Raw genomic sequence first — 25228 nt, forward strand, 5'->3', positions numbered from 1 at the left:
TCACGACCACCTCGGCGCCGGGCCGAGCGAGCGATCGGCTAGTGTCGTCTACGCGCTCATCACAGTGCATTCACGGAGGTGTGCTTCCCCACATGCCACAGCAAACTGACCAGCCCAAACCCGACCCAGAACTCGACGACGCCTACCAGGCGTGGTCGACGGCCGCCGCGGCCGTTCTGGCGAAGTCGCGACGTGTCGACGTCGACCAGCTGCCCGATACGCCCGAGGCGCTGCTCTCGACCGACACCGCCGACGGGCTGACCATCCGCCCGCTGTACACGCGTCGCGACGAGCTCGCCGAACCCGGCGTTCCCGGACGCTTCCCGTTCGTGCGTGGTGCCGACCCCGCTCGCGACGTCACCACCGGTTGGCGCGTCACCGAGCGGTTCGGCGACGACGCGACGCCGGCCGAGGACCTCAACGAGCTCATCCTCGAGGCGATGGCCAACGGGACGAGCGGCCTCTGGCTCTCGGTGAGCAGGCCGGGTGACCGACTCGGGGTCGCCGACCTCGCGACCGCGTTGCGCGGCGTCTACCTCGATCTGGTGCCGGTGACCCTCGACGCGGGCACCGAGGGCATCGCGGCAGCCCGCGAACTCCTGTCCCTCAAGGAGCAGGCGCAGTCCGCGCCGGTCGCTGCCGCTCCCACCGCGGCCACCGTCCATTCCTTCGGTCTGTCGCCGCTGACGGCCGCGTTCTCGGGACGACCCACCGTCGATCCGGACGAGGCGACCGCGCTCGCGGCCTCCGGACTGCCCGACGGGGTGCGCACGTTCCGCGTCGACGGAAGCGACTTCGCCACCGCGGGTGCTGACAACGGCCTCGAACTCGCCCTCACGGTGGCGGCCGCCGTTGCCCATCTTCGTGACCTCACCGCGGCCGGGCTGTCTGCGGAAGCGGCCCTGCAGCAGATCACCTTCGGCGTCTCGGCCGACGACGACCAGTTCGCCACGATCGCGAAATTCCGTGCGCTGCGTAAGATCTGGGCCCGGGTGGCCGAGGTGGTCGGTGCGCCCGAGGCGGGCGGAGCATTGACCCACGGGGTGACCGATCTGTCGATGTACTCCCAGCGCGACCCGTGGGTGAACATGCTCCGCAGCACCATCGCGGCGTTCGGAGCCGGTGTCGGCGGCGCCGACCAGCTCACCGTCCTGGGCTACGACGCGACCATCCCCGCGGACAAGCGCACCTCGAGCGCGTCGTTCTCGCGCCGCATCGCCCGCAACACCCAGCTGCTGCTGCTCGAGGAGTCCAACATCGGACGCGTCCTCGATCCGGCCGGTGGTTCGTGGTTCGTCGAATCCCTCACCGACGACCTCGCGACGAACGCCTGGACCGTGTTCGCCGAGGTCGAGGCCGCCGGCGGATACCGCGTTGCGCTCGACACCGGCTGGATCGCCGACAAGGTCGACGACTCACTGGCGCGGCGTGACACCGAGGTCGCACATCGTCGGATCTCGGTCACCGGCGTCAACGAGTTCCCCAACATCGACGAGCGCGCACTGTCGGAGACGACGGGGGCACCGGCCTCCGCGGTCACCGACGTCGTCACCGGGACGCCGCGCCTCGCGCGGATCGGTCGCGCCTTCGAGGAACTGCGAGACCGTTCCGACGTCGTGCTCGCCGAGCACGGTGCGCGGCCGTCGATCCTGCTCATCCCGCTCGGCAGCGTCGCCGAACACAACGGGCGCACCACCTTCGTCGCGAACTTTCTCGGCGCCGGCGGTATCACCGTCGTCAACCCCGGTCCGCTGACCGCCGACCAGATCGGTGACGCGGTGGCCGGGGCGAACACCCCGATCGCCGTCCTCTGCGGCACCAAGGGGCGGTACGCCGACGATGGTCCCGCCGCACTCGCGGCAGCTCGGGCGGCCGGATTGTCCACGGTCCTGCTCGCCGGCCCGGACCGGGAGTGGCCCGAGGGCGACGATCGTCCCGACGGTTCACTGCGTGTCGGGATCGACGCGGTGAGCACCCTCGGCGACCTGCTCGATCAGCTGGTCTCGACATCCCCGAAGACGGCGGGAGCAACGGCATGACCCAGACTGAACCCGATCTCACACAGTCGATCCCGAGTTTCGCCGGGATCGGACTGACATCGGACGACACCGGCGTCCCGGCCGCCGACGGGGGACCTGCCGGTTCCGCGGCCGCGGTCACCGAGGAGCTCGCCTCGGCGCACGGCTACTCGGTGGACCAGGTCACCTGGACCACCCCGGAGCAGATCGACGTCACGCCGGTCTACACCCGTGCGGAGCGCAACGCCGTCCTCGCCGACGCCGAGCATCCGTACCCGCTCGACTCGGTTCCCGGTGCGGCGCCGTTCGTCCGGGGCCCATATCCGACGATGTACGTCAATCAGCCGTGGACCATCCGGCAGTACGCCGGCTTCTCCACGGCCGCGGAGTCCAACGCCTTCTACCGACGCAATCTCGCCGCCGGACAGAAGGGCCTGTCGGTCGCCTTCGACCTCGCCACCCACCGCGGGTACGACTCCGATCACCCGCGCGTCGCCGGTGACGTCGGCATGGCCGGTGTGGCCATCGACTCCATCCTCGACATGCGTCAGCTCTTCGACGGCATCGACCTGGGCAGCGTCTCGGTGTCGATGACAATGAACGGTGCGGTGCTACCGATCCTCGCCCTCTACGTCGTGGCCGCCGAGGAACAGGGTGTGCCGCCGGAGAGGCTCGCCGGGACCATCCAGAACGACATCCTCAAAGAGTTCATGGTCCGCAACACCTACATCTATCCGCCGAAGCCGTCGATGCGGATCATCTCGAACATCTTCGAGTACACCAGCCAGAAGATGCCGAAGTTCAACTCGATCTCCATCTCCGGCTACCACATCCAGGAGGCCGGAGCGACGGCCGATCTGGAACTGGCATACACCCTCGCCGACGGCGTCGAGTACATCCGTGCCGGGCTCGAGGCCGGTCTGGACATCGACAAGTTCGCGCCGCGCCTGTCGTTCTTCTGGGGCATCGGCATGAACTTCTTCATGGAGGTGGCCAAGCTGCGGGCGGCACGTCTCCTCTGGAGTGAGCTGGTCGCCGACTTCGACCCGAAGAACGCGAAATCGCTGTCACTGCGGACACATTCGCAGACGTCGGGATGGTCGCTGACCGCTCAGGACGTGTTCAACAACGTCGCCCGCACCTGTGTCGAGGCAATGGCGGCGACCCAGGGTCACACCCAGTCGCTGCACACCAACGCCCTCGACGAGGCGATCGCACTGCCGACGGACTTCTCCGCGCGGATCGCACGCAACACCCAGCTGCTCCTCCAGCAGGAGTCGGGCACCACCCGCCCCATCGACCCGTGGGCCGGATCGAACTACGTCGAGTGGCTGACGCATCAGCTCGCGCAGAAGGCGCGCCAGCACATCCGCGAGGTCGAAGAGGCCGGCGGCATGACGCAGGCGATCAACGAGGGCCTGCCGAAGCTGCGTATCGAGGAGGCCGCGGCCCGCACCCAGGCGCGCATCGACTCGGGTCAGCAGCCGCTGGTCGGCGTGAACAAGTACCAGGTCGCCGACGACGAGGAGATCGAGGTCCTCAAGGTCGAGAACTCCAAGGTGCGCGCCGAGCAGCTCGAGAAGCTGGATCGGCTTCGTACCCAGCGCGATACGGCCGCGGTCGAGGCGGCCCTGGCCGATCTCACCCGTGCCGCCGCATCGTCCGAGGGTGGCCTGGAGAACAACCTGATGGCCCTGGCCATCGAGGCGGCGCGCCATCAGGCGACGGTCGGCGAGATCTCCGAGGCACTCGAGAAGGTCTACGGTCGGCATCAGGCGGAGATCAAGACGATCAGCGGGGTGTATCGGCATGAGGCGGGCGAGGTGAGCAACATCGATGCGGCGATCGAGGCCGTGCGGCAGTTCGCCGAGGCCGAGGGCCGCCAGCCGCGTGTCCTGGTCGCGAAGATGGGCCAGGACGGTCACGACCGCGGCCAGAAGGTGATCGCGACCGCGTTCGCCGACCTCGGTTTCGATGTCGACGTGGGCCCGCTGTTCGCCACGCCCGAGGAGGTGGCCGCGCAGGCCGCCGACAACGACGTGCACGTGGTGGGTGTGTCGTCGCTGGCCGCCGGACACCTGACGCTTGTTCCCGCCCTGCGGGAGGCGCTGAAGGAGGTCGGCCGCGAGGACATCATGGTGGTCGTCGGCGGTGTGATCCCGCCCGGTGATTTCGCCGAACTGTACGAGGCCGGAGCTGCCGCCATCTTCCCGCCCGGATCGGTCATCGCCGACTCGGCCGTGGAGCTCATCGGCAAGCTCGCCGACACCCTCGGCCTGGAACTGCCCGGGGCGACCGCGAACTGATGGCGGTCCAACCTCGACGTCCCGTCGACGTCGACGCGCTGGCCGACGCCGTGCTGGCCGATCGCCGCGCCGATCTGGCGCGCGCGATCACGCTCGTCGAGTCCAAGCGCGCCGACCATCGGGCGGCCGCCCAGGACCTGTTGCTGAAGCTGACGCCGCACGCGGGCAAGTCATTCCGCGTCGGCATCACCGGTGTGCCGGGTGTCGGCAAGTCGACGACGATCGAGGCGCTCGGCATGCACCTGCTGGAGCTCGGCCACAAGGTCGCGGTGCTCGCCGTCGACCCGAGTTCGACGCGTACCCGCGGCTCGATCCTCGGCGACAAGACGCGTATGGGCCGCCTGTCGATGGCGGAGAACGCCTACATCCGGCCGTCGCCGACGTCGGGCACGCTCGGCGGCGTGGCCAAGGCCACCCGCGAGAGCATCGTGCTGGTCGAGGCGGCCGGCTTCGACGTGGTCCTGGTGGAGACGGTGGGGGTCGGCCAGTCCGAGGTGACGGTCGCCAACATGGTCGACACGTTCACGTTCCTCACCCTCGCCCGCACCGGTGATTCGTTGCAGGGCATCAAGAAAGGTGTGCTCGAACTCGCCGACGTCGTCGTGGTGAACAAGGCCGACGGCAAACACCTCAACGAGGCGAAGGGCGCGGCGCGTGAGCTCACGAACGCGCTGAAGCTCATCTACCCGCACGACGCCTTGTGGATGCCGCCGGTGCTCACCATGAGCGCGATCGAGAACACCGGGGTGGACGAGTTCTGGAAGACCGTCGTGCGTCACAACGAGACGCTCACCGAGGCAGGCGAGTTCACCGCCCGACGCAATCAGCAGCAGATCGACTGGACGTGGGCGATGGTCAACGACATCGTGCTGTCCCGGCTCGGTGACTCGCCCGCGGTGCGGGGCATCCGCGGCGAGGTCGAGCAGCAGTTGCGCGACGGGTCGCTGACGCCGGCGCTGGCCGCCCAGCGGATCGTCGACGCGTTCGACGAGCGCTGAGTGCACCAATCGAGGTCGCATGCGATCTCGATCCGTCCGTGCGACCTCGATCGAGGTCGCGTCAACGGACTGAGGTCGCATGCGACGTCAATCCCGGCGGCTGCGTGGACATCTGGTGCGGCCCGGCGCCTCCGAGGGGGTCAGGCCAGCAGCGGCGCGAGTGTCTCGCCGAGCAGCGAAACCCGCCCCGGCACATGGCCGTTGGCGGGTGCGTTCACCGTGACGCCGTCGATACCGGTCGCGAGCAGATCGGCGTACCGGGCGGCCACCTCGTCGGGGTCGCCGACGATCGTCGATCCGCGACGCGCCTCCGCCGCTGGTGTGCGCTCCAGGTATGCCTCCAGCTCGGCGGTCGCCTCGTCGTGGGTGGGCGCCACGCATGCGGACGTCTGCACGGTCACGGTGATCTCCGAGCGGTCCCGGCCGAGTCGTTCGCAGTGTTCGGCGAGGGCGTCGAGTTTGCGGGGGATGTCGGCGGGTGTGCACAACAGGTTCGATTCATCGGCGTATTGCGCGACCATCCGCAACGTCTTGCGTTCGCCGCCGCCACCGATCATCACCGGGATCTTCGACAGCGGTGCAGGCACATTGAGCGCACCGGAGACCCGATAGCGGTCACCGTCGAGGCTCGGTGCCTCGCCCGCGAGCATGCCGAGGATGATCTGCAGCGCCTCCTCGAGGCGCTCGAACCGGTCGGTGAACGTCCCGAACTCGTAGCCGAGTGAATCATGTTCCAGCTCATACCACCCCGCGCCGATGCCGAGCTGCGCCCGACCGCCGGACACCACGTCGAGTGCCGTGACCGTCTTCGCGAGCAGGGTCGGGTTGCGGTAGGTGTTGCCGGTGACCAGCGACGACAATCGCACCGTCGAGGTGTGCTGGGCGAGTGCCGCGAGAAGGGTGTAACACTCGATCATCGGATCGTCGGGTTCACCGAGCATCGGCAGCTGAAAGAAGTGGTCCATCACGAAGACGGTGTCGAAACCGGAGTTCTCGGCTTCTCGCGCCTGCGCGACCACGGTGGGGAACAATTGGTCGGCGGCGACGCCGGGGTAGGTGAAGTTCGGGATCTGGTAACCGAGTCGAGTCACTCGTTCAGATTAGTCCGGTGGACTCCGCCGGCGCGGCGCCGACGGAGTCCGTTGCGCGGCTGCGAACGAACGAGCCGATCGTGTCGATGAGTTCGTCGAAGACGGCCTCGACGTCGACGGCGGTCGCGATGCGCGCGTTCGGCCCGGGGGAGGTCATCCAGCGTTCGTCGGCGACGGTCATGCCCCTGGTGAGGGTCCCGGCGAGTTCGACGTCGACGCGCGCCGCGCGGGTCTCCACCGTGTCGGGGGCCAGCGCGACCAGCGCGGCGAACGGGTCGTGGAGGTGGGCGATATAGCCCTCGTCATGATCGTCGTGGAACTCGAAGTAGAACCGCAGGGCGTCGACGAGATGCCGGATGATCTCGTTGTCGGCGACCGAACGGAGGCCGCGGTCATCGGTCGGGTCCGGGCACTCGACGGGTGTGCTGCCGGCCGCCGCGGCGAGCCGGACCACGTGGTCAGGGGTCAGGATCACCGACTCGGTGAGGTCGAGTGCGCAGACGATGGGTTCGGGGGCGCCCGCGGTGCCGAAGGCGGCGAACACCTCGGCGGCCGCCTCCGGGTCGACGGCCACATTCCACTCGGAGGTGGGCGTCGTGTTTCCGTGCGTGTGAAAAGCGCCGCCCATGATGACCAGCCGCCGCAGGCGGGCCGGCAGGTCCGGGTCCCGACGGATCGCGGTCGCCAGGGAGGTGAGCGGGCCGGTCACCAGGCCGACCAGCTCACCGTCATGTGCCTGCGATGCCTCGATCCAGGCGTCGGCGGCGTCGAGGTGACTCGGCGTCGTGGTCGGAGCGGGCAGCTCGGCGTGTCCGACCCCCAGCGGCCCGTGCGTGTCCTCGGTGGTCATCAGCGCGGCGACGAGGGGAGTGGTCGAGCCGGTGTGGACGGGGATCTCCGGGCGTCCGCACAGTTCCAGCCAGGAGAGGTTGTTGGCGGTGACGACATCGACGGGCACGTTGCCCGCGGTCGAGGCCACGCCGACGAGGTCGACGTCGGCGCGTGCGAGCAGATAGATCAACGCGAGTGAATCGTCGATGCCGGTGTCGCAGTCGAAGAACAGGCGCTGGGTCACCACACAATTGTGCCGGGTCCGGCACGAACGTCGTTCCACCACCCCGACGGGCCCCTAGGCTCGCCGCAGCCGGGACGAACGTCGTCGGCCCGAACAGCCCCGGAGGATCCGATGACCTCGACCCGACTTTCGCTGGCGGCCGTGGGTGCCGGGGCCGTCCTGTTCGTGAGCGCATGCGGCGGCACGGACGGGTCGGAGGTGGACGCCGCCTCGTCGAGTGGTTCGGGCGTCACGAGCGGTGTGCCGGCGGATCCCGTTGTCACACCGGTGGTCGGTTCGGTCATGTTCGCCCCGACGCCGTTCGCCGGCTCCGACGGAGACAACCACCTCGTCTACGAGATCTCGCTGACCAACTACATGCGCACACCGGTGACGATCGCAGGGGTGGAGGTGCTCGACGCCACCGCCGACGGCGAACCGCTCCTCGTACTCGACGAGAACGGGGTCCGCAGCCGGCTCAAGCCCACCGGCGCACCGTCGGTGCCGCCGGCCCCGGGCATACCCGAGGGGTACTCCGAGGTACTGGCGTCGGGACAGAACGGCGTTCTCTTCCTGCACGTGATCTTCTCGGGGAACGCACCCAGAGAGTTGATCCACGAGATCTCGGTGCGCGCCGACGCGGCACCACCGGGCATGCGGGAGGTCGACGAACGCATCGCCCCCGTCACGGTGACCGACTCGACCGTCCCCGTCCTGGGACCGCCGCTGCTCGGCGAGCACTACATCGCCGCCGACGCCTGCTGCGATGCGGTCCGGCACACCCGCGCGATCCTGCCGCTGGACGGATCACCGGTCCTCGCCCAGCGGTACGCGGTGGACTGGGAGCAGGCCGGACCCGACGGGAAGATCTTCGTCGGGGACGCCAAGAACCCGGCGAGCTACCGGATCTTCGGCGACGAGGTGCTCGCCGTCGCCGACGGGACTGTCGTCGCCAGCCGCAACGACTTGCCCGAGCAGACCCCGGGAGAGTATCCGGAAGGTTTGCCGATCGACGATGCCGACGGCAACAACCTCGTCCTCGACATCGCCGACGGTTTCTATGTCAACTACGCGCACATGCAACCCGGCTCCGTCCGGTTCGCTCCCGGCGACCGTGTTCGGCGCGGCGACGTCATCGGCAAGGTCGGCAACACCGGGAACTCGGTGGCGCCGCATCTGCACGTTCACGTGATGAACGGGCCGTCGTTCCTCGTCTCCCAGGGTGTTCCCAGCGTGAACGAGAAATTCACCATCACCGGCCGGGTGGCCGACACCGCAGCCTTCGACGCCGCGGAGGGGACCGGGGTGGCGCTGCGGCTCGCCCCCGGCGTGACCGAGAGCACACACGAGGACCAGATGATCCTCGATCAGAACATCGTCACGTTCACCGCAGGCTGACAACGGTTTACGGGCACCTGACACCCGGCCCGGCCGCGGACACGAGGTCCGTCGCGACTGGACAACGATGGCATCGTCCGTACGGTCGGACCCATGTCGATTCAGGACTCTGCCTTTGAATGGACGGAAACGAATCGCGAATGGCTGATCGAGAACCCCACTCGCATCGTCGCTTATGTGTTCGTCGCGTTGATCGTCCGTTTCGTGATCCACCGTGCCATCAACCGTGCCACCCGGCCACGGGCCGCCGGCGGTGAGCCGGGCCGCGGGACGGCCCTCATGCGCGGGCTGCGGTCCAAGTCGGTCTCCACCGAACGCAACGCCCAGATCGCCGCACGGCGGGCCCAGCGCGCCGCGACGATCGGCTCGGTGCTCAAGTCGACGGTGTCGATCGTCCTGCTCGTCTGGGTTGTGTTGTCGGTCCTCAGCGTGCTCGGAGTCAACATCGCACCGTTCATCGCCTCGGCCGGCATCGTCGGCCTCGCGATCGGTTTCGGCGCGCAGAATCTGGTGCGCGACTTCGTGACCGGTGTCTTCATGCTGCTCGAGGACCAGTACGGCGTCGGCGACATCGTCGACCTCGGCGAAGCGGTCGGCGAGGTCGAGTCGGTGGGGCTGCGCGTCACCACGCTGCGCGACATCGACGGCACCCTCTGGTACGTCCGCAACGGCGAGATCGCCCGCGTGGGCAACATGAGCCAGGAATTCGCGGTCGCACGCGTCGATGTCCCGGTGGCGCCCGGCGCCGACATCGACAAGGCGCAGCGCGTCGCCGACGAGGCCGCCCGTGCCGCGGTCGAGGAGGACTCGACCGACATCCTGGGCCAGATCGAGATGCTCGGCGTCCAGGAGGTGTCGTCGGATCAGGTCGTCCTGCGGCTGACGGTGAAGACCAAGCCGAACGGCCAGTGGGCGGTGCAGCGGCGTCTGCGTCGAGTGATCCTGCGCGCGTTCGTCGCGAACTCGATCGACCTGCCGTACTCGCGGGCGTGGGCGACGCTGGCCGATTCCGTCGCGCCCTGACGTGGACGGCGACCCGTTCACCGAGATCGCCGCTGCCACAACGAGAAGAACCCCGGCCGGAGCCGGGGTTCTTCTCGTGGTTCTGGTGGTGTCCGAGGGGGGACTTGAACCCCCACGTCCGTTAATAGGACACTAGCACCTCAAGCTAGCGCGTCTGCCATTCCGCCACTCGGACCTGCATGCCGCGGTGAGCGTTTCCGGCGGTGTCCCGCCCTCATCTCGCTGCAGCGGGATAACCCTAACCGAGGTTGCCCGTGTATCCCAAATCCCGTAGGAGTGAGGGGTGTCATCACACTCTGCGACCGACGAAGTCGTCGATCTGGTCAGCCAATTGATCCGTTTCGACACCTCCAACACGGGCGAGCCCGAGACCACGAAGGGCGAGGAGGAGTGTGCCCGCTGGGTGGCCCAGCAGCTAGAGGAAGTGGGCTACACGACCCAGTACGTCGAATCCGGGCGTCCGGGCCGAGGCAACGTGTTCGCGCGGCTCGCCGGGCCGCCGGACTCCGATCGCGGTGCACTGCTGATCCACGCCCACCTCGACGTCGTGCCGGCCGAACCGGCCGACTGGAGCGTGCATCCGTTCTCCGGGGCCATCAAGGACGGCTACATCTGGGGCCGCGGCGCGGTCGACATGAAGGACATGGCCGGGATGGCCCTGGCCCTCGCGCGTCAGTTCAAGCGCGACGGCACCGTCCCGCCCCGGGAGCTCGTGTTCGCGTTCCTCGCCGACGAGGAGGCGGGCGGGTCGTTCGGTTCGCACTGGCTCGTCGAGAACCGGCCCGACCTGTTCGAGGGTGTCACCGAGGCGGTCGGCGAGGTCGGCGGTTTCTCGCTCACCGTCGACCGCCCCGACGGCACCCAGAGGCGCCTCTACCTGGTGGAGACCGCCGAGAAGGGCCTGGCGTGGATGCGTCTCACCGCCGAGGCCCGGGCCGGGCACGGATCGTTCCTGCACGACGAGAACGCCGTCACCGAGGTCGCCGAGGCCGTCGCGCGCATCGGACGGCACACATTCCCTCTGGTGATGACGGAATCGGTGAGCCAGTTCCTGGCCGAGGTGAGTGCGGAAACAGGTCTGGATCTGAGTCCCGAGGCACCCGACCTCGAGACGTCGCTGTTCAAGCTGGGCAACCTCGCCCGGATCATCGGCGCGACCCTCCGCGACACCGCCAACCCGACGATGCTCAAAGCCGGGTACAAGGCCAATGTCATCCCGCAGAAGGCCGAGGCCGTCATCGACTGCCGCGTCCTGCCCGGCCGGCAGGCCGCCTTCGAGAAGGAGATCGACGAACTGATCGGGCCCAACGTTCGGCGCGAATGGATCACTCACCTCGACTCCTACGAGACGACCTTCGACGGTGACCTGGTCGAGGCGATGAACGCGGCGATCCTCGAGCACGATCCGCAGGGAAAGACCGTGCCCTACATGCTCTCCGGTGGTACGGACGCCAAGGCGTTCGCCAAGCTGGGCATCCGGTGCTTCGGGTTCGCGCCGCTGCAGCTACCGCCCGAACTGGACTTCGCCGCGCTGTTCCACGGCGTCGACGAGCGAGTACCCGTCGACTCGGTTCTGTTCGGCACCAAGGTGTTCGAGCACTTTCTGCGGCACAGCTGAACCCTCACCTAGAGTGGGCGGCACGGCCTTCGGCCGACTCGGTGGAACCGGTCGGTGAAGGGCACCGAACGCATCCGACGCGCGAAACGTGAGAAAGAGGAACACATGTCGTCATTCGACCCGTACTCCCCGCTACCGAGTCTGCCCGGCTTCACGCTGACCTCGGAGAGTCTCACCGACGGGGCCGCGCTGGCCAACGGGCAGGTCAGCGGGATCATGGGCGCGGGTGGTGAAGACCTCTCCCCGCAGTTGAGCTGGTCCGGGTTCCCCGCCGAGACGAAGAGTTTCGCCGTCACGGTGTATGACCCCGACGCCCCCACCGCTGCCGGGTTCTGGCACTGGGCCGTCGCCGACATTCCCGTCTCGGTCACGAGCCTGCCCGAAGGGGCCGGTGACGAGGACGGGTCCGGACTGCCCGAGGGCGCGGTCACCCTCACCAACGACGCCTCCCTGCGCCGCTACATCGGCGCCGCGCCGCCGCCTGGACACGGCCCCCACCGCTACTTCGTCGTCGTGCACGCCGTCGACACCGAGTCCCTCGGGCTACCGGAGAACGCGACCCCGGCCTACCTCGGCTTCAACCTGTTCTCCCACGCGATCGCACGCGCGATCCTCATCGGCACCCACGAACAGGCAGCCGAGAACGTGTGAGCTGTCGGCCCCTTCGTGACGCGCCCTCCGCAGGCTCCGGGCGCTCCTCAGGGAGCAAGAGTGGGTCGCTTCTTTCGGATTTGGGAGCAGAGCGGGCCCGCGGGTTTGCTGATCTTCCGGATCAGGGCTGGGTGCGGGCCGAGCAACCGACGGCGTCGGAGATAGAGGCGAAGCCACCGGCCCGGGCCCGCTGCGCGAGGCCGGCATGGATCTCGTTGAGCCACACCGGGCCTCCGTAGATGAAGCCGGTGTAGACCTGTAGCAGGTCGGCGCCGGCGCAGATCCGGTCCCACGCCTGGTCGACGGTCTCGATGCCGCCCACGCTCACGAGTGCGATCTGCCCGCCGACGCGGTTGTGGAGGCGACGCAGCACGGTCAGTGAACGAGCCGCGACCGGAGGTCCGGACAGTCCACCCGCACCGATCTCCTGAATCTCCGCAGGCGGGGTCCGGAGACCCTCCCGGCCGATCGTGGTGTTGGTCGCGACGATCCCGGCGAGACCGAGTTCCACGGCCAGGTCCGCCACGGCGTCGACGTCGTCGTCGACGAGATCGGGCGCGATCTTGACCAGCACCGGGACGTGCACCGCGGCGAGCACCGCGGTCAGGATGGGCCGCAGTGAGTCCACGGCCTGCAGATCACGCAGCCCCGGGGTGTTCGGCGAGCTGACGTTGACGACGACGAAATCCGAGAGAGGTCCCAGCAGCTCCGCCGAGCGCCGGTAGTCCTCGATCGCGTCGTCGACGGGAACGACCTTGGTCTTGCCGATGTTGGCGCCGATCGGTATCGACACCGGTCCGCGGCGGACCCCGGTCAGGTGCTGCGCGGCCACCTCCGCGCCCGGATTGTTGAACCCCATCCGATTGATGAGCGCGCGGTCGGCGGGCAGCCGGAACAGCCGAGGGGTCGGGTTGCCGGGCTGCCCCTGACCGGTGATGGTGCCGACTTCGGCGAAACCGAACCCGATCTGGCCCCAGGTGTTGACCGCGCCTGCGGTCTTGTCGAATCCGGCCGCCAGACCGACCGGGGCGGGGAAGTCGACACCGAAGACCCGGGTACGCAGCACCGGGTCGTGCTGGGCCAGCAGCTTGGCCGTCAGAAACGCCAGCGGCGGGAAGCTGCCGACCACACGCAGCACCGAGAACACGATGTGGTGGATCCGCTCTGGGTCGACGCGGAACATGATCGAGCGCAGCGGGGGATAGCACCACCGGTTGAGCACGGGGAGTACTCGGGTGGTTCGGCGGGACATCAGCATGCGCGCGCGCTCCGGGGATCGTGGCCGTTGTGGTCAGGGGACTGATCGGCGGTCGAGTCGTGGGTGCGGGGCCCGCGGGATCCACGCGGGGGTCGGCGCCGCTTCAACAGCACTTTTCGGGTGCCGTCGGAGTAGAGCCGCACCCGGGACAGTTCCCAGCCGCCGAACTCGGCCTCGAGGGCCAACCGCATCGAGGCGGTCACGCGGGTCACGTCGGGCGGCAGGCGCAGCAGAACGCACTCGACGTCCTCGGAGGTGACCTCCCACCCGTCCGGATAGCGGGAGCCGTTCCGGGAAGAGGTTGGTGCCGGACGGCCTGCCGAACGGTCAGAGTTCATCCGGCCCGCCCGTCGGGGACCACCTGGAGTCCGCCATCGCGTGCGGAGAGCACGTAGACGGTGCCCGACGCGTCGACGGCGATCCGGTCGGGCTGCACGACCGAGGCGAACCGCTGGATCTCCGTGGGTTCACCGTCTGCCAGGTCATACGCCACCACCTCGTTGTTGCCGGTCGTCGACACCCAGAGCCGGTCCCTGGTGTCGTCGTAGTCTACGGCGTACGGTCCATCCGCCACCGGGTAGCGAAACCGCATCACCAGCGGTGATCCGAAGAATCCGAGGATCTCGCCGTCCCTGGTGTTGGCCACCAGAACGCGCCCGAACTCGTCCACGGTCGAGTTGGTCGCCCCGTTGCCCGCACGCAGCGCCGGACCCAGGTCGCCGGACTCGGGGTCGACGGGGGTCACCGAGGACTGCGCGCGATCCAGCACGACGACCTGACCGCCGAGTCCCTCGGCGGATTCGGGTGCGGCCGTGAGCGAGTCGACCCGCACGAAGCGATCGAGGTCGTGCTTCTTCGTGAAATCGTTGTCGTACACGAGTACTCGGCCGTCCTCCGTGCCGACGACCGTGAACCCGGTCGTGGTCCGGGTCACCGCGGTCGGCTGGTCGGAATCGAGTTCACCGGTCCGGACCCGGCCTTCGGCATCGACGTCGACGAGCACGCCCGGGCCCGCGCCGACATACCCGCCGTCGGCGCCCGCAGCCAGGGCGGTGAGTCCGGGTACGGCGATCGTCTGCGGCGGCGCGGTCACCGTCTCGGCGTCGTATCGAAGGATCTGGTTGCCGTCGGCGGAGAGGACTCCGACGCTGTCACCGGACGTCGCGAGCCCGCGTGCATCGACGGGCGCGGGAACGACCGTGCCCGCGGGAGTCGACGGCGGAGTCGCCGGCGCCTCGGGCGCGGTCGCCGGTGTCACGGTCGGCACGTCGGGCGTGCCGTCGTCGGATCCGCAGGCGGTGATCATGCCCACACCGATCACCAGTGCAGCCGCGGCGCCGACCGGACCCCGCAACTGCGACATGCCCGTACGGGACCGGTGAGAGGGATGTGATGGTCGCGGGGAGGACATGTCCCCATCTTGCGTGACCGCTTCCGTGAGACACCCAGGTGGGTCGGCGCGTGTCGCCGGTCGGTCGAGTGCCGCGGTCCCAAGTAGCATCGGGCGCCGTGACCGACACCATGACGTGGACCCAGTCGATCGTCCTCGGGGCGTTGCAGGGCCTCACCGAGTTCCTGCCGATCTCGTCCTCGGGACATCTCCGGATCGCCTCCGAGCTCATGTTCGGCGAGGACGCCGGCGCGTCCTTCACCGCGGTCACCCAGCTCGGTACCGAGGCCGCGGTACTCGTGTTCTTCGCCCGCGACATCGTCCGCATCATCACCGCGTGGTTCCGCGGGCTGCGCCATGCCGACGAACGCAACCTCGACTACCGGATCGGCTGGTATGTGATCTTCGCGACCATCCCGATCGGCCTGATCGGTTACCTGTTCAAGGACGAGATCCGCACCACCGGCCGCAACCTGTGGCTCGTCGCGATCATGCTGATCCTGTTCGCCGGGGTGTTCTGGCTCGCCGAACGGTACGGACAGAAGCAGCGCTCCCTCGACCAACTGACATTGCGCGACGGTCTCGTGATGGGCGGTGCCCAGTGTCTCGCACTGATCCCGGGGGTGTCGCGCTCCGGCGCCACCGCGAGTGCGGGCCTGTTCCTCGGCCTCGAACGTGAAGCCGCGTTCCGCTTCTCGTTCCTGCTGGCCATCCCGGCCGTCACCGCGTCCGGCCTGTTCAGCCTCCCCGACGCCTTCAACCCCAGCGGTGAGGGCATGCAGGCGAGCGGGCCACAGCTGCTCGCGGCGACGCTGGTGGCGTTCGTCGTCGGTTATGCCGCGATCGCGTGGCTGCTGAAGTTCGTCAGCGCGCATTCGATGAACTGGTTCGGCGCCTACCGCGTCGTGCTGGGCGTCACGCTGATAGGGCTGCTGTCGACCGGCGTGATCTCGGCGACCTGACGCGTCACCCGGTGTGCCGGGTGGTCGTGCCGTGCGGCGCCGCGCGGCCGGTGCCTATGGTTGTGGGATGACCGTGATCCTTCTCCGGCACGGCCGTTCGACGGCGAACACCTCGGGGGTGCTCGCCGGTCGCAGCGCCGGCGTCCACCTCGACGACCGCGGGCGCGCCCAGGCCGACGATCTGGTTCGCCGTCTCGGCGACCATCTCGGGTCCATTCGCGCGGTGGCGCGATCGCCGCTCGACCGGTGCGCCGAGACCGTTGCGCCGCTTTTGGCCGCGCTGGGCACCGACGGGCAGGCCCCGCCCGAGATAGTCGTCGACGATCTCGTCGAGGTCGACTACGGCGGGTGGACCGGACGTCCGATCTCGGAACTGTTGACCGAACCGTTGTGGAAGGTCGTGCAGCAGCAGCCGTCGGCCGCAGTCTTCCCCGACGGCGAGGGTCTGGCCGATGTTCAGGCACGAGCCGTGCGTGCGATCCGTGAACTGGACCGCGTCCACGGCGGTCCCGACGGTTCCGGGGTGTGGATCGCGTGCTCCCACGGGGACGTGATCAAGTCGGTCATCGCCGACGCGATGGGCACGCACCTGGACGCCTTCCAGCGCATCGTCGTCGAACCGGCGTCGATCAGCGTGATCCGGTACTCCCCGTCTCGCCCGTACGTGCACACGGTGAACACCACCGAGACGCTGTCCATACCGAAGCCCCCGCCGCCGGCCGGGGACGGGCACCATCCGTCCGACGACGCGGTCGTCGGCGGCGACACCGGGGCGGATGTCACCCCGACTGCCCACGGGGCCGCGACGATCCCGGCGACATCGGGATAATGAACCAGACGACGAAGGAGGTGTGATGTCTCGAGCCATCCATGTGTTCCGGAGCCCGGACCGCTTCGTGGCGGGCACGATCGGGCAGCCCGGTGACCGTACGTTCTACCTCCAGGCGGTCCACGAGGCCCGCATCATCAGCGTGATGCTGGAAAAGCAGCAGGTGCAGATCCTCGCGGACCGGATCGGTGCGCTGCTCGACGAGATCCACCGACGCTTCGGCACCCCGATCCCGCCGGAGACCGACCGGGTCGGCGATCTGAGTCCGCTGGTGATGCCGGTGGACGCCGAGTTCCGGGTCGGCACGATGGGTCTGGGCTGGGACGCGGAGTCCGAGGCGGTGGTGGTCGAGTTGCTCGCCATCACCGAGGGGGAGTTCGACGAATCCGTCGTCCTCGACGACACCGACGAGGGCCCGGACGCGGTGCGCGTCTTCCTGACGACCGCGGCCGCCCGCGAGTTCGCCGCGCGGTCGTCGAAGGTGATCTCCGCGGGGCGGCAGCCGTGCCCGCTGTGCAGCGAACCGCTCGATCCCGAAGGTCACCTGTGCATCCGGACCAACGGCTACAAACGGGATGCCGAGCTGAGCAAGTCCCTCGACTTCATCGACCCCGATGTCTTCAACAGCCTTGCCGCACAGAACGACCCGGGCCTGTCGGCCGACGAGGACACCTTCGGGCAGGCAGGGGACGCGGGCGAGCCGGACGACCCCGACGAGCCCGGTGAGCCCGGCCCCTCCGCGCGTGACTGACGAGCCCGCGGCCGACCACGTCCTCCGCGAAGGCGAACTCACGATCCTCGGCCGGATCCCGTCGGCGAGCAACGCGACGCTGGTGTGCGATGCGATCCTCGACGCGGAGACCTCGGTGCGGTGTGTCTACAAGCCCGTGCGCGGCGAGGTCCCGCTGTGGGACTTTCCCGACGGCACTCTCGCCGGACGAGAGGTGGCGTCCTACCTGATCTCCGAGGCGCTCGGGTGGGACACGATCCCGACGACGGTGCACCGCGACGGACCGCTCGGGCCCGGAATGGTGCAGCGCTGGGTCGAGACACCCGACAACACCGATCACCCGATCCCGGAGACCGAACCGCGGGTCGACCTCGTCGACCTGTGCCCGGTGCGTGCCGTACCCGCCGGGTATCTCGCGGTCCTGCAGGCCTACGACCCGTACGGCGACCCGGTCGTCCTGGTCCACGCCGACGACCCGCGTCTCCAGCGGATGTCGGTGCTCGACGTCATCCTCAACAACGCCGACCGCAAGGGCGGGCATGTGCTCGAGGGTCTCGACGGAGTCGTGTACGGAATCGATCACGGCATCTGCCTGCACGACGAAGACAAGCTGCGCACGGTGCTGTGGGGCTGGGCGGGGGAGCCGGTGCCCGGCCACCTCGTGGCCGACGTCGCCGAGCTCGCCGACCGCCTGGAGACAGACGGTTCGGCGCTGCGAGCGCAGCTCGCCGAGCACATCACGCCCGACGAGATCGAATCGCTCGCGATCCGGGCGATCGTGGTCGCCGAGAGCGCGACCATGCCGCATCCGCCGGGGCATCGGCCGATTCCGTGGCCGCCGTTCTGAGTGGCGTGTGCCGCTCGGCACGAGGGGAGTGAACAGTTCGCCCCCCAGATCGGTACACCCCCCGTGGGCAATACAGTGGACGCATGCAGTCCTGGCCCGACCTCGAACTCCCCGTCGTACCGGGTAGCGGACCCGCCCTCCGTCTGTACGACACCGCCGACCGTGCGGTCCGTCCCGTCGCCCCCGGCGCCACCGCGACCATGTACGTCTGCGGCATCACGCCCTACGACGCCACGCACCTGGGGCATGCCGCCACCTACGTGACCTTCGATCAGGTCAACCGGGTGCTGCGGGACCAGGGCCACGAGGTCCACTACGTCCAGAACGTGACCGACGTCGACGACCCGCTGTTCGAGCGAGCCGACCGCGACGGCGTGGACTGGCGAGACCTCGGGGCGCGGGAGACGCAGCTGTTCCGTGACGACATGACCGCCCTGCGCGTCCTGCCGCCGCGCGACTACATCGGTGCGGTCGAGTCGGTCGACGAGGTCGTCGAGGTCGTCGACAAGCTGCTCGCCTCCGGTGCCGCCTACACCGTCGACGACGCCGAGTTCCCGGATGTGTACTTCCGCACCGACGCCACCGAGCAGTTCGGTTACGAGTCGGGCTACGACCGCGAGACCATGGCGCGGTTCTTCGCCGAGCGTGGCGGTGACCCCGATCGGCCCGGCAAACGCGATCCGCTCGACGCGCTCCTGTGGCGTGCCGAACGTTCCGGCGAACCGTCGTGGGAATCGCCGTTCGGTCCGGGCCGGCCCGGTTGGCACATCGAGTGTTCGGCGATCGCGTTGAACCGGCTCGGGATCGAGTTCGACATCCAGGGCGGCGGCAACGATCTCATCTATCCGCACCACGAGTACTCGGCGGCACACGGCGAGGCGCTCACCGGTTCGCGCCGGTTCGCCCGGCACTACGTGCACACCGGAATGGTCGGCCTCGACGGCGAGAAGATGTCCAAGAGCCGCGGCAACCTCGTGTTCGTCTCGGTCCTGCGTCGCGACGGCGTGGACCCGTCGGCGATCCGCCTCGCGCTGCTCGCCGACCATTACCGCGGTGACCGGATGTGGACCCCGGAGGTCCTCGACACCGCCGTCGAACGACTTTCCCGCTGGCGTTCGGCGCTCGGCGCGAGCGCCGGCCCCGATGCCGAACCGGTCATCGCACGAATCCGCCAGCACCTGGCCGACGACCTCGACACACCGAAAGCACTTGCAGCAGTGGACAGTTGGTGTTCCGGCGTGCGTAACGGCATCGGCTCGTCGATGACGGCGCCCGCCGAGCTCGCGGCCGCGGTCGACGCCCTGCTCGGGATCGCGCTGGTCCCCGACGCCTGAGAAGTGGTGTCCCGACACCGAGATGTCGGTTCGCGGGCGTCTGGGTAGAGTGCTGTCGTGGCGCGCGTGCAAGAGATCCGACCCGAGACCGACGCCGGGGTGTACACCGTCGTCACCCGGACGTCGACGTACCTGCTGGACTTCGGCGAGATGACTCTCCTCCGGGCCCCGGGGGTCGGAGGAACCGACACCGAGGACTGGACGGTCAGCAGACTCCGGCGTGATTCCGAGGACATCCCGCTGCTCGGGGTGAAGTCGTGTCGCCTGGGTGAGTCCGCGCAGTTCTGGGTACGCGCCGCCGATGATCCCGACGTCCGCACCTGGCGGATCACGACTCCGGTGGTGTCGATCGAGCAGATCGGCTGAGCTACCGGCGGATCAGGACCCGAACGGACCCTGCCCGCGGCGCTTGAGGTAGCGCTCGAACTCGGCGGCGAGCGCGTCGCCGTCGATCTTCGCCATCACCTCGTCGGGATCGACCTCGGCGTCGCCGCGTTCCTCGAGCCCGCGTACGTAGTCGGCGATCTCCTCGTCGTCCTCGGTCATCTCGGTGACCGCACGTTCCCATTCCTCCGCCTGTTCGGGGAGGGTGCCGAGCGGCACCTCGATGTCGAGGACCTCCTCGACCCGGGTCAGCAGTGCCACCGTCGCCTTCGGGTTCGGCGGCGTGGACACATAGTGGGGGACCGCCGCCCAGAAGGACACCGCCGGCAGGCCCGCCTGGACGAAGAGGTCCTGGAGGACGCCGGTGATGCCGGTCGGCCCCTCGTAGCGGCTCTCCGCGAGGTTGTACCGGGCCGCGGACTCGCTGCTGTAGGCCGCGCCGGTCACCGGCACCGGGCGGGTGTGCGGGGTGTCGGCGAGCAATGCGCCCAGCATCACCGTGGTCTCGACCCCGAGCTCCTGCGCGAGGTCGACGATCTCGGCGCAGAACGAGCGCCACCGCATGTTCGGTTCGATCCCGCGGACCAGCACGATGTCGCGGTCGGCGCCGCGCGGACTGCAGTACGAGATGGACGTCGTCGGCCAGTCGATCCGACGGGTGACACCGTCGATCTGATTCACGGTGGGGCGATTGACCTGGAAGTCGTAGTATTCATCGGAGTCGATGTCGACGAGGGGTCGGGCGTCCCATTCGAGTGCCAGGTGCTCGACCGCGCTGCTGGCGGCGTCCCCGGCGTCGTTCCACCCCTCGAAGGCCGCGAGCAGAATGGGTCTGCGCAGCTGGGGAAGGTTCGACGTCTGCTCAGCGTTCACCGATCCAGCCTACGACCGAACACGCAGAGAGGGCGAACTACGCTGTCAACCATGTCCCCTGATTTCTCCGGAACCGATCGTCGCGATTTCGACACGACTTTCATGTCGTCGATGTCGCGTCGGGTGCTGATCGGCGACGGGGCGATGGGCACGATGCTGCAGGCCGCGGATCTGACACTCGACGACTTCCGTGGCCTCGAGGGTTGCAACGAGATCCTCAACGACACGCGGCCCGACGTCCTCGAGGGCATCCATCGTGCCTACTTCGAGGCCGGCGCCGATGCCGTGGAGACCAATACATTCGGCTGCAACCTCTCGAATCTGGGCGATTACGACATCGCGGACCGGATTCGGGAGCTGTCGTACAAGGGCACGGCGATCGCGCGCGGCGTCGCCGACGAGATGGGTCCCTCGGCTGACGGCACCGCCCGGTTCGTGCTCGGGTCGATCGGACCGGGGACCAAGCTGCCCAGCCTGGGCCACACCACCTATGCGGCTATCCGCGACGCCTACCTCGAATGTGTCATCGGCATGCTCGAGGGCGGTGCCGACGCGGTCCTGATCGAGACCTCCCAGGATCTGTTGCAGGTCAAATCGGCTGTGGTGGCCGCTCATCGTGCGATGGAGCGGGTGGGTCGGAAGATCCCGATCATCTCCCATGTCACGGTCGAGACGACCGGCACGATGCTCCTCGGGTCGGAGATCGGTGCCGCACTGACCGCGCTGGAACCGCTCGGCATCGACCTCATCGGCCTGAACTGCGCCACCGGTCCCGCGGAGATGAGCGAGCATCTGCGGTATCTGTCCAAGCACGCCCGTATTCCGGTGTCGGTGATGCCGAACGCCGGTCTGCCGGTGCTGGGCGCCAACGGTGCCGAGTACCCGCTGACGCCTGAGGAGCTCGCGCAGGCCATGGCGCAGTTCGTCGGCGAATTCGGACTGGAGTTCGTCGGCGGCTGCTGCGGCACGACCCCCGAACACATCCGGCAGGTCGCTGCCGCGGTCGCCGAGGTGACCCCGGCGACCCGTGCCCCCGAGCACGAGTCGGAGACGTCGTCGCTCTACTCGGCGGTGCCCTTCGATCAGGACGCCAGCTTCCTGGTCATCGGTGAGCGGACGAACACCAACGGCTCCAAGGCGTTCCGCGAGGCCATGATCGCCGAGGACTACCAGAAGTGCCTCGACATCGCGAAGGACCAGACCCGCGACGGCGCCCACATGCTCGACCTCAACGTCGACTACGTCGGCCGCGACGGCGCCACCGACATGACGGCCCTCGCCACCCGGTTCGCGACGTCGTCGACGCTGCCGATCATGCTCGACTCCACCGAGCCGGAGGTCATCCGCGCCGGCCTGGAATCGTTGGGCGGGCGTTGTGCGGTGAACTCGGTGAACTACGAGGACGGCGACGGACCCGACTCGCGGTTCACCAAGATGATGCAACTGGTCGTCGAGCACGGGGCTGCGGTGGTCGCCCTCACCATCGACGAGGAGGGACAGGCGCGCACCGCGGACTGGAAGGTCCGGGTCGCCGAGCGTCTGATCGCCGACATCACCGGCAACTGGGGCCTGGCCGAGGAGGACATCATCCTCGACACCCTGACCTTCCCGATCTCGACCGGTCAGGAAGAGGTCCGGCGCGACGGCATCGAGACCATCGAGGCCATCCGCAGGCTGCACGAGGCCCATCCCGACGTGCACTTCACGTTGGGCATCTCGAACATCTCGTTCGGCCTCAATCCCGCTGCGCGACAGGTGCTCAACTCGGTGTTCCTGCACGAGTGCGTGCAGGCGGGTCTCGACACCGCGATCGTCCACGCGTCGAAGATCCTGCCGATGGCCCGGATCCCCGAGGAGCATCGCGAGGTCGCACTCGACCTGGTCTACGACCGGCGCCGCGAGGGGTATGACCCCCTGCAGAAGCTGATGCAGCTGTTCGAGGGTGTGTCGGCCGCGTCGGCCCGCGAGTCGCGTGCGCAGGAACTCGCGAAGCTCCCGCTGTTCGAGCGGCTGGAGCGCCGCATCGTCGACGGCGAGCGCAACGGGCTCACCGACGATCTCGACGAGGCGATGACCCAGGTGCCGCCGCTGTCGATCATCAACGACACCTTGCTGTCGGGGATGAAGACCGTCGGCGAGCTCTTCGGCTCGGGTCAGATGCAGCTGCCGTTCGTGCTGCAGTCCGCCGAGGTCATGAAAACCGCGGTGGCACATCTCGAACCGCACATGGAGGCCACCGGGGAGGACGGCAAGGGCCGCATCGTGCTCGCCACCGTCAAGGGCGATGTGCACGACATCGGCAAGAACCTGGTCGACATCATCCTGTCCAACAACGGCTACGAGGTCGTCAACATCGGCATCAAGCAACCGATCGCGACCATCCTCGACGTCGCCGCGGACAAGCGGGCCGATGTCATCGGCATGTCCGGGCTGCTGGTGAAGTCGACCGTGGTGATGAAGGAGAACCTCCAGGAGATCAACTCCCGCGGTCTCGCCGACCAGTATCCGGTTCTCCTCGGCGGCGCGGCGCTCACCCGCTCGTACGTCGAGAACGATCTCTCGGAGACCTACGAGGGTGACGTGCACTATGCGCGTGACGCTTTCGAGGGTCTGCGCCTGATGGACGACATCATGGCGACCAAGCGCGGCGGGGGACCCGACCCGGACAGCGCCGAGGCGAAGGCCGCGGCGGAGAAGACAGCCGAACGCAAGGCCCGGCACGACCGGTCGAAGCGCATCGCCGCGAAGCGCAAGGCCGCCGAGGAACCCATCGAGGTGCCGGCACGCTCGGATGTGGCCGCCGACAACGAGATCCCGACGCCACCGTTCTGGGGTTCGCGAATCGTCAAGGGCATCCCGATCGCGGACTACATGCAGCTTCTCGACGAGCGCGCGTTGTTCCTGGGCCAGTGGGGTCTTCGCGGCGCCCGCGGGGGCGACGGGCCGTCGTACGAGGAGCTCGTGGACACCGAGGGGCGTCCGCGCCTGCGGTACTGGATCGATCGCCTCTCGACCGAGAACATCCTGCAGCACGCCGCGGTCGTCTACGGCTACTACCCGGCGGTCAGCGACGGCGACACCGTCCATGTGCTGACCGAACCCGACCCGGATGCGCCGGTGCGGTTCAGTTTCACCTTCCCGCGTCAGCAGCGGTCGCGGTTCCTCTGCATCGCGGACTTCATCCGGTCCCGCGAAGACGCGAGGGCGGCGGGCAAGGTCGACGTGCTGCCGTTCCAGCTCGTCACGATGGGGCAGCCGATCGCCGACTTCGCCAACAAGCTGTTCGCCGAGGACGCCTACCGCGACTACCTCGAGGTGCACGGCATCGGCGTCCAGCTCACGGAGGCCCTTGCCGAGTACTGGCATCAGCGGGTGCGCAGCGAGCTGGCGTTCGGCGACCGGACGATGGACAGCGAGGACCCGGAGAATGCCCAGGGCTTCTTCGACCTCGAATACCGCGGTGCGCGTTTCTCGTTCGGCTACGGAGCCTGCCCCGACCTCGAGGACCGGGCCAAGATGATCGAGTTGCTCGAGCCCGGGCGGATCGGCGTCGTACTGTCCGAGGAGTTGCAGCTGCATCCCGAGCAGTCGACCGACGCGTTCGTGCTGCACCACCCCGAGGCCAAGTACTTCAACACCTGAGTACTTCAACACCTGAGTACGTCAACACCTGATCCAGGGGGCGGGGGACGCTGATGACGGTTCTCGAGCGGACCGAAGGGCCGGTGCGGATCATCGGGATCGACCGGCCCGATCGGCGTAACGCCGTCGACCGGGCGACGGCCGACGCGCTGGCGGATGCGTTCCGCCGGTTCGATGCCGACGATTCGCTGTCGGTCGCGGTGCTCTACGGCGAGGGTGGGACGTTCTGTGCCGGAGCCGATCTCAAGGCGATCTCGGACGGCGAGCCGAACCGCGTGGCGCCCGACGGCGACGGACCGATGGGTCCGACGCGGATGACATTGTCCAAACCGGTGATCGCGGCGATCTCCGGGCACGCCGTGGCGGGCGGTCTCGAACTGGCCCTGTGGGCAGATCTGCGCGTGGCCGACGACGACGCCGTCTTCGGCGTCTTCTGCCGTCGGTGGGGAGTTCCGCTGATCGACGGCGGTACCGTTCGTCTCCCGCGCCTGATCGGTGAGAGTCGGGCGATGGATCTCGTACTGACCGGCCGGGCGGTACCGGCCGCCGAGGCGCTGTCGATCGGCCTCGTCAATCGCGTCGTACCGTCCGGGACGGCGCTGGACGCGGCGATCGCGCTGGCCACCGAGATCGCGGCGTTTCCCCAGACGTGCCTGCGCGAGGACCGGTTGTCCGTTCTCGAGCAGGGCGGCTTGGACGCCGATGCGGCGATCGCCAACGAATTGCAGCACGGCATGGTCTCGCTGGCGACCGACACCATCGCCGGCGCAACCAGATTCGCCGGGGGCGCGGGCCGGCATGGCCGGGGCGTCGGCAGCTAGG

21 protein-coding genes and 1 tRNA gene are annotated in these 25228 nt (G+C 68.5%); 15 read left to right on the forward strand and 7 right to left on the reverse strand.

Annotation, left to right across the window (positions count from 1 at the left end; translation table 11 throughout):
• The first annotated feature begins 92 nt into the window (after nt 1-92).
• Genes ACFW3F_RS03330 through meaB form a run of 3 tightly spaced genes read left to right on the forward strand, consistent with a single transcriptional unit; the run spans nt 93 to nt 5322 of the window.
• A complete protein-coding gene (locus ACFW3F_RS03330; RefSeq protein ID WP_388054293.1) occupies nt 93-2039 on the forward strand; it encodes a methylmalonyl-CoA mutase family protein in 1947 nt (648 codons plus the stop codon).
• On the forward strand, nt 2036-4324 hold the full coding sequence (gene scpA, locus ACFW3F_RS03335) for a methylmalonyl-CoA mutase (RefSeq protein WP_388054295.1): 2289 nt from the start codon (nt 2036-2038) through the stop codon (nt 4322-4324). Before ACFW3F_RS03330 ends, scpA begins: the two co-directional genes overlap by 4 nt.
• Nucleotides 4324-5322, forward strand: coding sequence for a methylmalonyl Co-A mutase-associated GTPase MeaB (meaB, locus tag ACFW3F_RS03340; RefSeq protein WP_388054297.1), 999 nt, complete (start codon nt 4324-4326; stop codon nt 5320-5322). Before scpA ends, meaB begins: the two co-directional genes overlap by 1 nt.
• Nucleotides 5323-5462: 140 nt before the next feature.
• Here meaB and ACFW3F_RS03345 read toward each other — a convergent pair whose 3' ends face one another.
• Both ACFW3F_RS03345 and ACFW3F_RS03350 read right to left on the reverse strand, forming a co-directional pair.
• Entirely contained in the window at nt 5463-6413 is a 951-nt protein-coding gene (locus tag ACFW3F_RS03345) for an LLM class F420-dependent oxidoreductase (protein WP_388054299.1), read from the reverse strand.
• Nucleotides 6414-6417: 4 nt separating this feature from the next.
• A complete protein-coding gene (locus ACFW3F_RS03350; RefSeq protein WP_388054301.1) occupies nt 6418-7488 on the reverse strand; it encodes a nucleoside hydrolase in 1071 nt (356 codons plus the stop codon).
• 111 nt (nt 7489-7599) lie between these two features.
• On the opposite strand from ACFW3F_RS03350, the gene ACFW3F_RS03355 reads away from it, so the two are divergent.
• Nucleotides 7600-8865, forward strand: a complete 1266-nt coding sequence (locus tag ACFW3F_RS03355) for a M23 family metallopeptidase (protein ID WP_388054303.1) — start codon at nt 7600-7602, stop codon at nt 8863-8865.
• A gap of 93 nt (nt 8866-8958) precedes the next feature.
• Nucleotides 8959-9888 carry a mechanosensitive ion channel family protein gene (locus ACFW3F_RS03360; RefSeq protein ID WP_388054304.1) on the forward strand — a complete coding sequence of 310 codons (930 nt, stop codon included), beginning with the start codon at nt 8959-8961 and terminating at the stop codon, nt 9886-9888.
• An 86-nt stretch (nt 9889-9974) separates the two neighbouring features.
• On the opposite strand, the gene ACFW3F_RS03365 is transcribed toward ACFW3F_RS03360, so the two are convergent.
• Nucleotides 9975-10063: transfer RNA gene (locus tag ACFW3F_RS03365), tRNA-Leu, on the reverse strand.
• A 108-nt stretch (nt 10064-10171) separates the two neighbouring features.
• On the opposite strand from ACFW3F_RS03365, the gene ACFW3F_RS03370 reads away from it, so the two are divergent.
• Together ACFW3F_RS03370 and ACFW3F_RS03375 are read left to right on the forward strand one after the other, a co-directional pair.
• On the forward strand, nt 10172-11506 hold the full coding sequence (locus ACFW3F_RS03370) for a M20/M25/M40 family metallo-hydrolase (RefSeq protein ID WP_388054306.1): 1335 nt from the start codon (nt 10172-10174) through the stop codon (nt 11504-11506).
• A 105-nt stretch (nt 11507-11611) separates the two neighbouring features.
• Entirely contained in the window at nt 11612-12157 is a 546-nt protein-coding gene (locus tag ACFW3F_RS03375) for a YbhB/YbcL family Raf kinase inhibitor-like protein (RefSeq protein WP_388054307.1), read from the forward strand.
• Nucleotides 12158-12278: 121 nt separating this feature from the next.
• On the opposite strand, the gene ACFW3F_RS03380 is transcribed toward ACFW3F_RS03375, so the two are convergent.
• Genes ACFW3F_RS03380 through ACFW3F_RS03390 form a run of 3 tightly spaced genes read right to left on the reverse strand, consistent with a single transcriptional unit; the run spans nt 12279 to nt 14778 of the window.
• The gene (locus ACFW3F_RS03380) at nt 12279-13415 is read right to left on the reverse strand and encodes a quinone-dependent dihydroorotate dehydrogenase (RefSeq protein WP_388054309.1); all 1137 of its coding nucleotides are present in this window, start codon (nt 13413-13415) and stop codon (nt 12279-12281) included.
• Complete coding sequence (locus tag ACFW3F_RS03385; protein WP_388054311.1) at nt 13409-13753, reverse strand: DUF5703 family protein; 345 nt, start codon at nt 13751-13753, stop codon at nt 13409-13411. The genes ACFW3F_RS03380 and ACFW3F_RS03385 overlap by 7 nt, the downstream gene beginning before the upstream one ends.
• A complete protein-coding gene (locus ACFW3F_RS03390) occupies nt 13750-14778 on the reverse strand; it encodes a YncE family protein (protein ID WP_388054313.1) in 1029 nt (342 codons plus the stop codon). Before ACFW3F_RS03390 ends, ACFW3F_RS03385 begins: the two co-directional genes overlap by 4 nt.
• Before the next feature lie 146 nt (nt 14779-14924).
• On the opposite strand from ACFW3F_RS03390, the gene ACFW3F_RS03395 reads away from it, so the two are divergent.
• The 6 genes from ACFW3F_RS03395 (at nt 14925) to ACFW3F_RS03420 (ending at nt 19873) form a co-directional block, all read left to right on the forward strand.
• Nucleotides 14925-15767 carry an undecaprenyl-diphosphate phosphatase gene (locus ACFW3F_RS03395; RefSeq protein ID WP_388054315.1) on the forward strand — a complete coding sequence of 281 codons (843 nt, stop codon included), beginning with the start codon at nt 14925-14927 and terminating at the stop codon, nt 15765-15767.
• A 67-nt stretch (nt 15768-15834) separates the two neighbouring features.
• Entirely contained in the window at nt 15835-16596 is a 762-nt protein-coding gene (locus tag ACFW3F_RS03400) for an MSMEG_4193 family putative phosphomutase (protein ID WP_388054317.1), read from the forward strand.
• A gap of 25 nt (nt 16597-16621) precedes the next feature.
• Entirely contained in the window at nt 16622-17347 is a 726-nt protein-coding gene (locus ACFW3F_RS03405) for a DUF3090 domain-containing protein (RefSeq protein ID WP_388054319.1), read from the forward strand.
• Nucleotides 17319-18173, forward strand: a complete 855-nt coding sequence (locus ACFW3F_RS03410; RefSeq protein WP_388054320.1) for an SCO1664 family protein — start codon at nt 17319-17321, stop codon at nt 18171-18173. Before ACFW3F_RS03405 ends, ACFW3F_RS03410 begins: the two co-directional genes overlap by 29 nt.
• A gap of 83 nt (nt 18174-18256) precedes the next feature.
• Nucleotides 18257-19507 (forward strand): cysteine--1-D-myo-inosityl 2-amino-2-deoxy-alpha-D-glucopyranoside ligase, encoded by a 1251-nt coding sequence (mshC, locus tag ACFW3F_RS03415; RefSeq protein ID WP_388054322.1) that lies wholly within the window; start codon nt 18257-18259, stop codon nt 19505-19507.
• Between the two features lie 57 nt (nt 19508-19564).
• Nucleotides 19565-19873, forward strand: coding sequence for a hypothetical protein (locus tag ACFW3F_RS03420; RefSeq protein ID WP_388054324.1), 309 nt, complete (start codon nt 19565-19567; stop codon nt 19871-19873).
• Nucleotides 19874-19885: 12 nt separating this feature from the next.
• Here the strand turns inward: ACFW3F_RS03420 and ACFW3F_RS03425 are convergent, their stop codons facing one another.
• Nucleotides 19886-20764 (reverse strand): PAC2 family protein, encoded by an 879-nt coding sequence (locus ACFW3F_RS03425; protein WP_388054326.1) that lies wholly within the window; start codon nt 20762-20764, stop codon nt 19886-19888.
• Between the two features lie 51 nt (nt 20765-20815).
• Here ACFW3F_RS03425 and metH point away from each other — a divergent pair, with 51 nt between their 5' ends.
• Both metH and ACFW3F_RS03435 read left to right on the forward strand, forming a co-directional pair.
• Nucleotides 20816-24406: a methionine synthase gene (metH, locus tag ACFW3F_RS03430; protein ID WP_388054328.1), complete on the forward strand. Its 3591-nt coding sequence runs from the start codon at nt 20816-20818 to the stop codon at nt 24404-24406.
• Nucleotides 24407-24459: 53 nt separating this feature from the next.
• Complete coding sequence (locus ACFW3F_RS03435) at nt 24460-25227, forward strand: crotonase/enoyl-CoA hydratase family protein (protein WP_388054330.1); 768 nt, start codon at nt 24460-24462, stop codon at nt 25225-25227.
• Nucleotide 25228: the final 1 nt, after the last annotated feature.

This window comes from Gordonia sp. NPDC058843 (genome assembly GCF_042743165.1).
Lineage (GTDB): Bacteria > Actinomycetota > Actinomycetes > Mycobacteriales > Mycobacteriaceae > Gordonia.